The organism is Salinisphaera sp. S4-8, from assembly GCF_040361235.1.
Taxonomy (GTDB): domain Bacteria; phylum Pseudomonadota; class Gammaproteobacteria; order Nevskiales; family Salinisphaeraceae; genus Salinisphaera.
In genome coordinates this window covers 189,966-202,500 of record NZ_APNF01000003.1, presented here as the reverse complement: position 1 = coordinate 202,500, position 12,535 = coordinate 189,966, and the positions used below count along the sequence as shown (strand labels likewise).

At 63.1% G+C, this 12,535-nt stretch carries 10 protein-coding genes and 2 rRNA genes (1 of these 12 running past the window's edge); 5 read left to right on the top strand and 7 right to left on the bottom strand.

Annotated elements, in window-relative coordinates; translation table 11 throughout:
* The 5 genes from S4A8_RS06055 to S4A8_RS06035 all read left to right on the top strand — a co-directional run.
* A 23S ribosomal RNA gene (locus S4A8_RS06055) occupies positions 1-962 on the top strand; it begins 1,933 nt to the left of the window's first position.
* A gap of 72 nt (positions 963-1,034) precedes the next feature.
* A 5S ribosomal RNA gene (gene rrf / locus S4A8_RS06050) occupies positions 1,035-1,150 on the top strand.
* 531 nt (positions 1,151-1,681) lie between these two features.
* Positions 1,682-3,796, top strand: coding sequence for an FUSC family protein (locus S4A8_RS06045; RefSeq protein WP_353219449.1), 2,115 nt, complete (start codon positions 1,682-1,684; stop codon positions 3,794-3,796).
* Positions 3,789-3,989 carry a DUF1656 domain-containing protein gene (locus S4A8_RS06040; RefSeq protein WP_353219448.1) on the top strand — a complete coding sequence of 67 codons (201 nt, stop codon included), beginning with the start codon at positions 3,789-3,791 and terminating at the stop codon, positions 3,987-3,989. Before S4A8_RS06045 ends, S4A8_RS06040 begins: the two co-directional genes overlap by 8 nt.
* Positions 3,990-4,048: 59 nt before the next feature.
* The gene (locus S4A8_RS06035) at positions 4,049-5,062 is read left to right on the top strand and encodes an efflux RND transporter periplasmic adaptor subunit (protein ID WP_353219447.1); all 1,014 of its coding nucleotides are present in this window, start codon (positions 4,049-4,051) and stop codon (positions 5,060-5,062) included.
* On the opposite strand, the gene S4A8_RS06030 is transcribed toward S4A8_RS06035, so the two are convergent.
* The 7 genes from S4A8_RS06030 to S4A8_RS06000 form a co-directional block, all read right to left on the bottom strand.
* Positions 5,040-6,308 carry an MFS transporter gene (locus S4A8_RS06030; RefSeq protein ID WP_353179155.1) on the bottom strand — a complete coding sequence of 423 codons (1,269 nt, stop codon included), beginning with the start codon at positions 6,306-6,308 and terminating at the stop codon, positions 5,040-5,042. The two genes, S4A8_RS06035 and S4A8_RS06030, sit on opposite strands and share 23 nt — an antisense overlap.
* Before the next feature lie 38 nt (positions 6,309-6,346).
* Positions 6,347-6,841, bottom strand: coding sequence for a transcription elongation factor GreB (gene greB, locus S4A8_RS06025; protein ID WP_353219446.1), 495 nt, complete (start codon positions 6,839-6,841; stop codon positions 6,347-6,349).
* A gap of 100 nt (positions 6,842-6,941) precedes the next feature.
* Positions 6,942-7,889: an MBL fold metallo-hydrolase gene (locus S4A8_RS06020; protein WP_502950709.1), complete on the bottom strand. Its 948-nt coding sequence runs from the start codon at positions 7,887-7,889 to the stop codon at positions 6,942-6,944.
* A 120-nt stretch (positions 7,890-8,009) separates the two neighbouring features.
* Positions 8,010-9,914: an FAD-binding monooxygenase gene (locus tag S4A8_RS06015; protein WP_353219444.1), complete on the bottom strand. Its 1,905-nt coding sequence runs from the start codon at positions 9,912-9,914 to the stop codon at positions 8,010-8,012.
* Positions 9,915-10,020: 106 nt separating this feature from the next.
* Positions 10,021-10,794: an HpcH/HpaI aldolase family protein gene (locus S4A8_RS06010; protein WP_353219443.1), complete on the bottom strand. Its 774-nt coding sequence runs from the start codon at positions 10,792-10,794 to the stop codon at positions 10,021-10,023.
* A gap of 9 nt (positions 10,795-10,803) precedes the next feature.
* Positions 10,804-11,607, bottom strand: coding sequence for an FAA hydrolase family protein (locus S4A8_RS06005; protein WP_353219442.1), 804 nt, complete (start codon positions 11,605-11,607; stop codon positions 10,804-10,806).
* Positions 11,604-12,482 (bottom strand): fumarylacetoacetate hydrolase family protein, encoded by an 879-nt coding sequence (locus S4A8_RS06000; protein ID WP_353219441.1) that lies wholly within the window; start codon positions 12,480-12,482, stop codon positions 11,604-11,606. Before S4A8_RS06000 ends, S4A8_RS06005 begins: the two co-directional genes overlap by 4 nt.
* Between the last annotated feature and the right edge of the window lie 53 nt (positions 12,483-12,535).

Below are 12,535 nucleotides of genomic sequence, written 5' to 3'. Positions count from 1 at the left end.
TTGTCAGGTAAGTTCTGACCTGCACGAATGGCGTAACGATGGCCACACTGTCTCCACCCGAGACTCAGTGAAATCGAAATTGCTGTGAAGATGCAGTGTTCCTGCGGCAAGACGGAAAGACCCCGTGCACCTTTACTACAGCTTTACACTGGATTTTGAACATTTTTGTGTAGGATAGGCGGGAGGCTTTGAAGCGTCGGCGCTAGCCGGCGTGGAGCCACCCTTGAAATACCGCCCTGAAATGTTTGAGGTTCTAACCTAGGCCCATAATCTGGGCCAGGGACAGTGTATGGTGGGTAGTTTGACTGGGGCGGTCTCCTCCCAAAGAGTAACGGAGGAGTGCAAAGGTACCCTCAGCGCGGTCGGAAATCGCGCAACGAGTGCAAAGGCAAAAGGGTGCTTGACTGTGAGACCGACGGGTCGAGCAGGTACGAAAGTAGGTCTTAGTGATCCGGTGGTTCTGTATGGAAGGGCCATCGCTCAACGGATAAAAGGTACGCCGGGGATAACAGGCTGATTCCTCCCAAGAGTCCACATCGACGGAGGAGTTTGGCACCTCGATGTCGGCTCATCACATCCTGGGGCTGAAGCAGGTCCCAAGGGTATGGCTGTTCGCCATTTAAAGTGGTACGCGAGCTGGGTTTAGAACGTCGTGAGACAGTTCGGTCCCTATCTGCCGTAGGCGTTCGAGATTTGAGAGGATCTGTCCTTAGTACGAGAGGACCGGGATGGACGCACCTCTGGTGTTCCGGTTGTCACGCCAGTGGCATTGCCGGGTAGCTACGTGCGGAAGGGATAAGCGCTGAAAGCATCTAAGCGCGAAGCCCACCTCAAGATGAGATCTCGCTAGCCCCTTGAGGGCTCTTAAGGGTCGTCCAAGACGAGGACGTTGATAGGCCAGATGTGTAAGCACGGCAACGTGTTCAGCTTACTGGTACTAATTGCCCGTGAGGCTTGGTCATATAACGCTCAAGCGCTTTTACGTGCCTATACAAACGCAGTGTTCGATTGCATATAGATTGTTTTCCAGTTTGCCTGGCGGCCATAGCGAGTGGGAACCACCCGATCCCATTCCGAACTCGGAAGTGAAACCACTCAGCGCCGATGGTAGTGCGGGGTCTCCCCGTGCGAGAGTAGGTCACCGCCAGGCTCTTAATTAAAAAGCCCCGAGCATGCGCTCGGGGCTTTTTTTATGCCCGTTAAAAATTCACGCGGCATGGTCCCTGACCCCGGCCGAAAGCAATATGCTGCGGCGTTCGAAAGCCGGTTCGAGCGCGTGCGGTTTTTTGTGGCAGGCGTTGTTGTAGGAAGCAAACCAGGCAAGGTGGCTGTAATCCGACGTACGCCGACAGCACGCGTGTTTCGTTAGCAATCGAATCAGTTGGCGAGTCGGGCACAGTCAGACGAGGTGCTGGTCGCCAACGTCGGTTAGGCAGGGCAAAGGTGTTTCGTTCGGCCATCCCCGGATAGCGATGCGCAGCGATGGCTATGGCCCGCACCGTACAATAGCGTAGTGGCCGGCAAACCGGCCCGCGGGGATGGCTGGTGCGTTCTACGCGTTACCCGGCGGTACGCCGCGCGCGCAGGCTGTACAAGCGAAAGCCGCGAGCGAGACGCGCCAAAGACCGAGTATCGCCTCGATAAGCGACTATGGTTGTGCGCGATATGATTGTATAATGCAATGATGCAACGACTGGGCTGGCTGCTGGCGCCGAGCGCCGAAAACCTGTCGTTCGCGATCCGTTGTTGTATTTCGGTTGCGCTTTCGCTTTATCTTGCGTTCTGGCTGCAACTGGATAATGCCTACTGGGCATTCATCAACGTCGCGATCCTCATTCAGCCGCTACCGGGTTTTCTGGTGGTGCGGGCGTTTTCGCGTCTGCTTGGCACGTTTATCGCCGGGGTGGTGTCGGTGACGCTGATCGCGTTGTTCGCGCAGAGCTATACCTTGTTTTGTATCAGCCTCGTGCTGTGGGTCAGCTTGATGGTCTTCTGCGCGAGCCTTTTTCGCAACAACATGTCCTACGGCTTCGTGCTGGCGGGCTATGTGACGATGATTGTCGGCGTACGCGCGATGAGCGACCCATCGACAGTATTCTCGGTCGCGGTGGCGCGCACGGCAGAAACGGCCCTGGCGGCGGTGGTGGCCGCGTTCGTGAGTGTGCTGCTTGCCCCGGGGATTACCGCCCGCAAGTATCGCGCCGCCCGTATCGACGCGCTCAAGGCGATGGGTGCACAGATGCGCCGCATCGAGCGTAATCCCGACGCGGATCAAGCCGGGCATGGCGATGCGGGCGATCCGAATACGCCACACCCGGAACTGCATGCGCTCGTGAACAAAACACTCGCGCTGGAGCAGACGCGCCAGTACGCACGTTACGACGAGCCGGCTTTTGCCGAGTACGACCGATTGGCGCGCCGACTCGATTACGAGTTGCTCTCGCTGGTGAGTGCGATGGCCTCGCTGCAGGTCTATCTGGGCAAGTTCGGCGATCGTATCGACCGCGCGCCGCTACGCCGGCTCGACGAGGCTGCAGCACTGCTGGAGAAGGATCCGAACGACACGTCGGCCATCAAACTCGCGTTCAGCAAGGCCTACAACGCCGTCCTCACCAACGCACGCGCCGATCGCGCAAACGATCGCCGGCGCTCGTTGGTGGACTGGGTGATCATCACCCGTGCGCTGGATTTGGCCAACCGCATGCGTGCTGCCGTCATCAAACACGGCCTGTTGCTGTCGGAGAAGAAGAATGCACGCGCAGCCCCGCGGCGCAACGAATTCCAAACCGCCGTTTCGCTACGCGAATCGTTGCGTACGACCGCGCGCGCGGCGACGGCGATCGCGGTCGGCGCGGCGATCTGGGCGACCCATGATGCGCAGGCATTAAGCGGCATGATGGTATTGCTGGCGGTACTCACCACGCTGTTCGCCCTGGGCGACGACCCGGCCGGCGGTGCCCGTGGCTTCGGTATCGGCGGGGTGTGTGCCGGCGTCGCGGCATTCATCGCCAATTTTATATTGCTGCCCGCGGTCAACGGCTTCGTCATGCTGATGGTCGTGATCATGCCGTTCGTGTTCGTGGCCAGTCTGGCCATGGCCACACCGCAATGGGCCTTGATCGGGCGTATCAGCCTGGTGCAGTTTGCGCTGCTGGTGAATCCTGCCAACGGCGCACGCCAGGATTTCGTACGCTTTGCCGAGGCATTCATGGGCGCGGAACTGGCTGTCATTCTGGCGCTTGCCGCATTCGCGATCATCCTGCCAGTCACGCCGCGCGATCTGTTGCGTGAACGTCTGGCCGGCATGTTCGGGGAGCTGGCCAAGGGCTTTACCGGCTCGCGCGAGCGCTTCGAAACCCGGGTTTACGACCGACTATTGCGTTTGCCGGTGGCCGCCGATAAGGGCCGTACCCATGTGAGTGCGCGTCAGGCCGCTTTCTCTGCCGTGAATATGGGTATCGAGGCGCGTTCGTTACGCGTTTTGAGCCTACGGGCCGGGTTTAGCGAGCCCGTGCAGTCCAGTGTGCACGAGGAACTGGCCGAGCTGGAACAGATGTTCGCCCACGGTTATCCGCCCGTCGCCGATGTCTTTGCGATGCAGACCCGTACCAATACCCTGGCCCGGCAAATGCTCGACGAAGCGCTGACGTTCACACCGCGCCTGCGCTTGCGCCATGGTGTACGGGCCGCGGTAGCCGCCGAGCTGGTGGCAGCGGCGCTGGCCGATTACGGTCTGGCCAGAGAAAACTCCGATGCCGGCTCCGTTCGTCTGGGGGAGGCCCATCGTGTTGTCTGAACAGATTTCCTTCGGCGGTATCTACCTGCCGCTGTTCCTCGCCTTCCTGGCTGCCACGGGGCTGATCTATCTGCTGTTACAGCCGTTATTGTTGCGTAGCCGCGCGCATCGGCTGTTCTGGCATCCGGCGCTGGCCGGGGCGGCATTGTTCGTGATTTTGCTGGCCAGCCTCATGCTGGTATTCGGCCCGTGAGCAGCGCCAACCCGCAGCCAGCGACGCTGTATCACCACGGTTATCCAAGGTTGTTCTGAATGGCGGATTCCAAACGTTTTCTCGCTGTGACATTGCGCGTGGTGTCGACCCTCATCGTCGTTGCCGTGGCAGTCGTGCTTGGCTGGTTTGCCTGGCAGCACTATGTGTATGCGCCCTGGACGCGGGATGCGCGCGTGCAGGCCGATGTGGTGAATATCGCGCCCGAGGTATCGGGCACGGTCGCGCGCGTAGCGGTCACCGACGACAGCTATGTCCACAAGGGGGATCTGTTGTTCGCCATCGAACCGGTGCGCTTCGAGAACACGGTTGCCGAAGCCAAGGCTGCCCTCGAACAGGCACGGGCCCAAGAGAGTTTCGCGCGGCGCAACGCTCACCGGCTGGAGCGGTTGCCGCGCGGTGGTGTGTCCACTCAGGATTTGCAACAGGCACAGTCGCAGGCCGCATCGGCGGCGGCATCGGTGAGCCAGGCAAAAGCCCGGCTGGCGCAGGCGCGCCAGGATCTCGAATGGGCAACCGTGCGGTCGCCGGTAGACGGCTATGTGACCCATCTGTTGCTCGACGAAGGCGATTACGCCAGCCAGGGCCAGTCGATGATGACGCTCGTCGACGCTGAAACCTTTCGCGTGACCGCCTATTTCGAAGAAACCAAACTCGCCCATATCGATATCGGCGATCCCGTGGATATCGACCTCATGTCCAGCGAACAGCCGCTGCACGGCCGGGTTGCCAGCATCGGGCGGGGCATTGCCGTGGCCAACAACGCGCCGGGCGAGCGCAACCTGCCCAATGTCGACCCGGTGTTCCAGTGGGTACGCCTGGCCCAACGTGTGCCGGTGACCATTCGTTTCGATAGTCGGCCGGATACGCGCGTGCTCACGGTCGGTTTGTCGGCGACCGTGCACGTGCGCCCCGAACAGGCGGGCGACAAGCAGGCCGAATCGTCGCAGGCAGGCGAGGCGACGCCGTCATCGCAAAGTGCGCTGGAAACCACCCGTGCCGAAGGACTGGCCCGGCCGGTGGAAACGCCGGTCACGCGCGGTGCGGGTGGCTAGGCGCGGTAGTCGCGACGTCGTTGAGCCGATCGACACGGCGCAGGGCTGGGAACAGCGCCATCCAGGCCGCGACCACCACCAGCGTGCCCACGCCGCCGAACACCACCGCCCCGACGGTTCCGAACAGCGCCGCCGTTACGCCGGACTCGAATTCGCCGAGTTCGTTGGAAGCACCGATAAACAGCATGTTCACCGCGTTCACCCGTCCGCGCATGGCATCGGGCGTGGCCAGCTGAATGAGCGACGAGCGCACGAACACGCTAATCATGTCGGCCGCGCCCATGACCAGCAGGGCGATAAACGACAGCACGAAACTCGTCGACAGACCGAACACGATGGTGGCCACGCCAAAGACCGCGACCGCCGCGAACATGAGCGCGCCGGCGCGGCGTTCGAGTGCATTGCGGCCCAGATAGATGCCCATCGAAAAGGCACCGATCGCGACCGCGCTACGCAGCACGCCCAGCCCGGCCGGGCCGACATGCAGAATCTCGTGGGCATAGACAGGCAGCAGGGCGGTCGCCCCGCCCAGCAACACCGCGAACAGATCCAGCGAAATTGCGCCCAGAATGATCGGGCGCGTGCGCACATACACGATTCCTGCCGTAAATCGCGCGAATGCACTCGCGCGGCTGGTATCGGCACGGGCGGGCAAATGTTGGCGAATCGCCGCGATCGCCACCGCGGCGGCCGCGAACAGGCCTGCGCACAGCCCATAGGCAAAGGCGGGCCCGGCCAGATAGACGGCCCCGCCGAGGGCCGGGCCGCCGATGACCGCCACCTGGAATGCCGATGAATTCCAGGCGATGGCTTTCGGCAGACGCTGCTCGCCGACCACCTGTGGCAGCAGCGACTGCATGCCCGGCCCGGCAAACGCGCGCGCCATGCCGAACAGCACCAGCACGCCGAAAAAGCCGATGGGCGACTCGGTGGCCGAGAGCGTGAGCGCCAGAAACAGCAGCGCCGCGATCGCCTGAACCAGCCAGCTGGTGGCCAGGATCAGCCGCCGCGGCAGCCGATCGGCGGCATCGCCTGCGGGCAGCACCAGCAGCGCCATCGGTAGAAACTGGGCCAGGCCCACCCAGCCGAGGGTGAGCGGATCGCGTGTCATCGCATAGAGTTGCCAGCCCACCACCACGGACTGGATCTGGGTCGCCAGTGTGGCGGTCACGCGCCCGCTCAACAGCAGCATGAAGGCGCGTTCGCGCAGTACGCTGTCGGTGCTCAGGGTGAATAGTCCGGCCATGGTCGGCTGTATGCTACACCGATGGCGGAGCGCGTGGTTCAGTCGGCCGGCGGCGTATAGTGAATCGCCAGAATCTCGAGCTCGCGCGCGCCCTGCGGCAGCGCGATTTCCACGATATCGCCCAGCCGTTTGCCGATCAGCGCGCGGGCGACCGGCGAATTCAGGCTGATGGCGCCCGTGGCCGCATCGGTTTCATCGGCGCCTACGATTCGATAACGATGCTCGCTGTCGTCGGCGTCGATCACGTCGATCCAGGCACCGAAGAACACCTTGTCCGGGTCGTCGGGAATGGCATCGACCACGGTCAGTTCGTCGATGCGCTTGCCCAGATAACGTACCCGCCGATCGATTTCACGCAGCTCTTTCTTGCGATAGATGTATTCGGCGTTCTCGGAACGGTCGCCCTCGGCGGCCGCCGCCGACAGTTCGCGGGTCACGTGCGGGCGTTTTTCGCGCCAGAGATAATCCAGTTCGTCGGCCAGCTTCTGCCAGCCGGCACGGGTGATGTAGTCGCGTTTTTTCGTAGCGGTCATGGCGCTATTTTACGCCAGGCCAAACGCACACGATGCGACGTATTAACGCGCGACCGCGGGCGCTGCGGCGCGGGAAGATCGTTACGCCGGTACGGCCGGACTACTCAGACCCGGCCTTCGCTTGTGTCCCCGCCACGTGGATGCCCATGCCGTCACGCCCGACGACCACGGGCCCGTCGTAATCACCCCGTACTGCGTCGATCCAGCTCTGCTCGGTTACGGAGGGATCGTCGGCCGGCACCAAATGGCTGAGTACCAGCTTCTTGACGTGCGCGGCCTGCGCGGCGCGGCCGACCTGGGCGCCGGTCACATGATGCGACAGAATGGCTTTGGCCAGCGTGTCGCCGTTGCCAATACGTTGGGACAAGGCCTGTACGGCATCGGCGTTGACCATTTCGCTGACCATGATGTCCGCGTTCCGGGCAAATGCCGCGAAGCCATCCGGGAAGGCGTGCAAATCGCCGGTGAACACGATCGTCTTGCCGGCCACCTGAAAACGATAGGCGAACGCCTCGCCATCGCCGAACGGCGGATGCGGTACACGCAGTGCCGACACCTTCATGGTGGCGTCGACGACCGGCCCGGCATCGATCTCGTGCACGCTCACGAGTTTACGCGGATCGGGGCGGCCCTCGTCGGCGACGCGCTTGCCGATATCGACCGCGAACATCTTCCAAACCTGATCGGTCATCGTCTGCATGCCCGCCGGGCCATAGACATCGACCGGCTGTTTCAAACCGGTGGCCCAGGCGTTCATGATCAGGGCCGGGTAGTCGAGCACGTGGTCACTGTGCAGGTGGGTGATGAAGATCGAGCGCAGATGTTTAAGACTGTGCCCGGCTTCGGCCAGACGCAGGCTCGCACCGTAGCCGGCATCGATCATCACGATTTCATCGTCGACAATCAGCGCGCTCGATTGCGAAATACGCTTGGGCGTGAGCAGCGCCGGCCCGCCTTTCGTACCTAGCAACAAGAGTTCGACGTTCGTGCCGGCCGCGTTCTGTGCGAACGCGTTGACCGGCAGCAAACCGACAAGGCTCAGCAGCACCGCCGCCCACAGGCGATGCAAAAACCGCTCACGCATTGCTTGAAACACCATGACATCTCCTTGGGCGCTGGGCCTTCTTATTGTGCTGGGCGAAACGCCCGTGGGGCGTCGCGTCATTGTCTAGTCGTGCGAAGCGGTGGGCGCGAGCAGGATCGGCTCGAAGAATGCCGCCAGTTCGTCGGTCGCGCCCAGCGGCAGCACGTGCGCCACGTACTGGTCGGGGCGCACGATGACCAGCGCGCCTTGTGCAGGGTCGATCCCGCGCAGGTCGAAAATATCCGCGTTCGGGTCGAGGGCGAACACATTTTCGTAGTCGATCAGGTCGAACGGCCCGGTGCGCGGCATGAATGCCTTGGGCACCGCGTTGATATCGACCTCGGCATGGCCCTGCGGGTAAATGACTTTTACATCGAAAAGATGGTTTGGACCGCGGTTTTTCGGCGTGCAGGCGCGTACCGGGGATGTGGGCGCTTCGACCAGCCATTGCGCCCACTGCGATAGCGCCGAGTTGGGCTCGGCCGCTGCGCGGTCGGCGAATACATAAAGCCGCCAGCGCCCGTCCGCGCGGGCCTGGTGGCCCAGCTGCAACGGATTAGCATCGCATACCCGCACCACGGGCGCGGACTTGAAGCGTTTGCCGATCGGAAAACCCGGGGCCAGAGACTGGTGCGACGGCTCGCCGGTGATCATCGAGGGTTTGTATTCGGTCATGAAGCCGGCCGGGAATTCCGCGGCCTTCACATAGAAATCCTCGAGCTGGCCGGGGTCGTCGAAATCCTCTTCGCGGGTGGCCATGAGCGTCGACCATTCGCGATCGAAATCGATCAGATTCTGGGCGATCTCCTGGCGCTCGGCCGAATAGGTATTGAGCAGAGTCGCCGGGCTACGGCCATCGAGCACGTAACCAAGTTTCCAGCCCAGATTGAAGCCGTCCTGCATCGAGACATTCATGCCCTGGCCGGCCTTGGCGCTGTGGGTATGACAGGCGTCGCCGGTAATCAGCACGTTCGGTGTGCGCGAGTGCGGATCGTCGCAATCGTCGAACTTTTCGGTCAGCCGGTGGCCGACTTCATAGACGCTATAGCGGGCGATGCTGCGTACCTCGATCGTGTAGGGGTGCAGGATTTCGTTGGCCTTGGCCACCGTTTCTTCCAGCGAGGTCTGGCGGATGCTGCGGCTGGCGTCGTCGGTTGCCACTTCGCCCAGATCCACATACATACGAAACAGATGCCCGCCTTCGCGCGGGATATGCAGGATGTTGCCGCCGGCCTTGGACTGGATGATGCATTTCTTGCGGATATCCGGGAAATCGCTCACTGCCAGGGCATCGACCACGCCCCAGGCATGGGCCGCCTGCTGGCCGTGCATTTCGCGCCCGATCGCCTTGCGTACCTGGCTGTGCGCACCATCACAGCCCACCAGATACTTCACCCGGACCGTGCGCAGCTCGCCTTCGCGGGCGGCGTCGGTATGGCGCAGCTGCACGCGCAACGGATACGCGTCGTCATCCGCATATTCCAGGCCGACGAATTCGATGCCGTAATCCGGGCTGATCCGGGCCGGCGATTTCTCCATGAATTCGACGAAATAATCCTGTACGCGGGCCTGGTTCACGATCAGATGCGGAAATTCGCTAATGCCCTGCGGATCGTCCACCGGCACCGAGGCGCGGGCGATATGGGCCGGGTTGTCGACATCCGGGCGCCATACCGCCATTTCCGTGATGCGATAGGCCTCCTCGGTAATCGCGCCGGCGAAACCGAAGGCCTGAAAGGTTTCCACGCTGCGCGCCTGAATGCCGTCGGCCTGGCCTACTTCGAGCCGGTGCGGGCGGGCCTCGATCAGTCGCGTATTGACGTCGGGAAACTGGGACAGCTGGGCGGCGGTCACCACACCGGCCGGCCCGGCGCCCACGATGAGTACATCGATCGTATCGGGCAGATCGGGGGCGCGATCGATGCCGTATCCGGCGGCGGGCTCGAGCTTCGGGTCGCCCGAGACATAACCATGATGATGAAACTGCATGAACATATCTCCTCGTAACGGTCGTCGGCTCTGCCTGTGGTTTTTTTTCGATGGCAGACCAGCGATGGCTCGGGCCGTCTCGCGCGGCCCATGTGCACGGCTTGTTTTAGGTTTCGTCGTAGTCGGCGCGCAGCTGGCGCGCGGCGTTGACCAGTAGGCCCACATCGCTGCCGACGGCCACGAAGGTCGCGCCGAGTGCCAGACAGTGACTGGAAAAATCCCGGTTCGACGACAACATCCCGGCCGGTTTGCCGGCGGCCACGATTCGGGCGATGGCGTCTTCCACGCTCGCGCGTACCTCGGGATGGGTCGGGTCGCCCCGGTGGCCCATATCCGCGGCCAGATCGGCCGGGCCGATGAACACGCCATCGACCCCGTCGACAGCGAGGATGTCGTCGAGCGCGGCCAGCCCGGCACGGGATTCGATCTGCAGCAACAGACAGATCTGGGCATCGGCCGCGTCCAGATAATCGCGATGGGTGTTATAGGCCGAGGCACGCGCCAGGGCCGCGCCGATCCCGCGTTTGCCGGCAGGCGGGTACTGCACCGAAGCGACCACCTGGCGGGCCTGCTCGGCCGATTCGATCATCGGCACCAGCAGACTCGTCGCACCGATATCCAGCACCTGCTTGATACCGGCCCGGTCGTCGTCCTTGACCCGAACCACGGGCTGCGAGCGCGTATCGCCGATCGCGCGCAGCTGGGCGAGCACGTCGCGCAAGCCATTCGGGCCGTGCTCGCCGTCGATGACCAGCCAGTCGAACCCCGTATGCGAGCAGATCTCGGCTACGCTGGGATCACCGCTGGCCACCCACAGGCCGATCTGGGCCTCGCCGCGGCGCAGGCGTTGCTTGAATTGATTGACAGGCAGTTGGGACATGGCGCGCACCTAGGCGAAGTCGATACCTACACGCCCGAAGCGGCCGAAATCGGCATCGATACGGGTGCCGCTCGGGCATTCGATGGGGCTGATGAAAGAGCCGGAGAGCACCACGTCGCCGGCGTTCATGCGCTGGCCGTAGGTATGCATACGGCGGGCGAGCCAGACCAGGCCGGTGACCGGATCGTCGAGTACGCCGGCGCCCAGGCCCGTGGCCACGGTTTCGTCGTTGTGCTTGACGATCGCGCCCACCCAGCGCAGATCGAAGGCATCCGGCGCATGCCGTGCCTCGCCGAGCACGATGCCGGCATTCGCGGCGTTGTCCGCCACCGTATCCACGATACGGCGGCGCTGGCCGCTTTCCGGGTCGGCACGCAGAATCCGGGTATCCAGGATTTCGAGCGCCGGCACCACATAATCGGTCGCGGCCAGCACGTCGGCACGGCTGACCTCGCCTTCCAGCGGCGCCTTGAGCACGAAGGCGATCTCGGCTTCCACACGCGGTTCGATATAGCGGGTGTTTGGCACGCGCGCGCCGCTTTCGAACAGCATGTCGTCGTAGAGCACACCGCTGTCGGGCGTGTCGATACCGAGGGCGTCCTGCATGACTTTCGAGGTCAGCCCGATCTTCCAGCCCAGAATCCGCCGGCCGGCATCTCGCTTGGGCCGCATCTGCGCAGCCTGGATCGCATAGGCGTCGTCGAGCGTCATGGCCGGATGCGCGATCGACAACAGGCCGATCTGGCGCCGCTCGGCCTCGGCGGCGAGCAGCGCCTGGGCGGCGGCTTCGATCTGCGAGGTATCGAGGGTCATAGCTCGTCTTCCACGCGGTTGGAGAGGATGCCCACGCCCTCGGCTTCGACTTCCACCACATCACCGGGCTTGAGCCAGACGGGCGGATCCAGGCGAGCGCCCGCGCCGGTGGGCGTGCCGGTGATGATGACGTCGCCCGGCTTGAGCGTGGTGAAGGTCGAGATATAGGAAATCAGGTATTTGAAGCCGAACATCATGCGCGCGGTGCGATCGTGCTGGCGTACCTCGCCATTCACGCGCGTGGTCAGTTCGATATCCGCAATCTGGCGTTCGTCCTGGAACGGCACCAGCCACGGCCCGATTGCGCCGGTGCGATCGAAATTCTTGCCTTGCGTGACGTTGAATTTGGCATGGCGCACCCAGTCGCGAATCGTGCCCTCGTTGGCCAGGGTGATCGCGGCGACATGATCGAGTGCGGCGTCTTCGGGGATACGCCGGCCTTCGCGGCCGATGACGAGCACCAGTTCGCCCTCGTAGTCGAGCTTTTCGGATTCCGGCGGACGCACGATCGCCTGGCCGTGGCCGACGAAGCTTTCCGGAAAACGAATGAAGATCGACGGATAGGGCGGCAGGTCCTGGCCGTCCTTGTACTCGGCGTTGCGGTCGGGGTAGTTCACGCCCACGCAGATGATCTTGCCGGGGCGGGCGATCGGGATATCGAAAACGACCTCGTCGAGGCCGAAATTGGGGCTTTCACCGGTCGCCGACTCGGCCAGTTCGTCCAGGGCGCCGTCGGCGAGCACGGCATCGAGCGTGGGCCAGCGCGTGCCATGGCGTGCGCCCAGATCGACGATGCCGCCATCGACGACCGCACCATAGCTGCGCTGGCCGTGACGAACGAAACTCGAAATCCTGGGGCGTTGTACGTCGGTCATGAGATCTTCCATCGGGATGAGGGGGCAACGCGGCCAGCGGCCTGGCGGCGGCC

Coding starts and splice junctions, on each gene's coding strand:
- greB (WP_353219446.1), bottom strand. CDS start 6,841: ATGACCGCTACGAAAAAACGCGACTACATCACCCGTGCCGGCTGGCAG.
- S4A8_RS06030 (WP_353179155.1), bottom strand. CDS start 6,308: ATGGCCGGACTATTCACCCTGAGCACCGACAGCGTACTGCGCGAACGC.
- S4A8_RS06035 (WP_353219447.1), top strand. CDS start 4,049: ATGGCGGATTCCAAACGTTTTCTCGCTGTGACATTGCGCGTGGTGTCG.
- S4A8_RS06005 (WP_353219442.1), bottom strand. CDS start 11,607: ATGACCCTCGATACCTCGCAGATCGAAGCCGCCGCCCAGGCGCTGCTC.
- S4A8_RS06045 (WP_353219449.1), top strand. CDS start 1,682: ATGATGCAACGACTGGGCTGGCTGCTGGCGCCGAGCGCCGAAAACCTG.
- S4A8_RS06015 (WP_353219444.1), bottom strand. CDS start 9,914: ATGCAGTTTCATCATCATGGTTATGTCTCGGGCGACCCGAAGCTCGAG.
- S4A8_RS06010 (WP_353219443.1), bottom strand. CDS start 10,794: ATGTCCCAACTGCCTGTCAATCAATTCAAGCAACGCCTGCGCCGCGGC.
- S4A8_RS06000 (WP_353219441.1), bottom strand. CDS start 12,482: ATGACCGACGTACAACGCCCCAGGATTTCGAGTTTCGTTCGTCACGGC.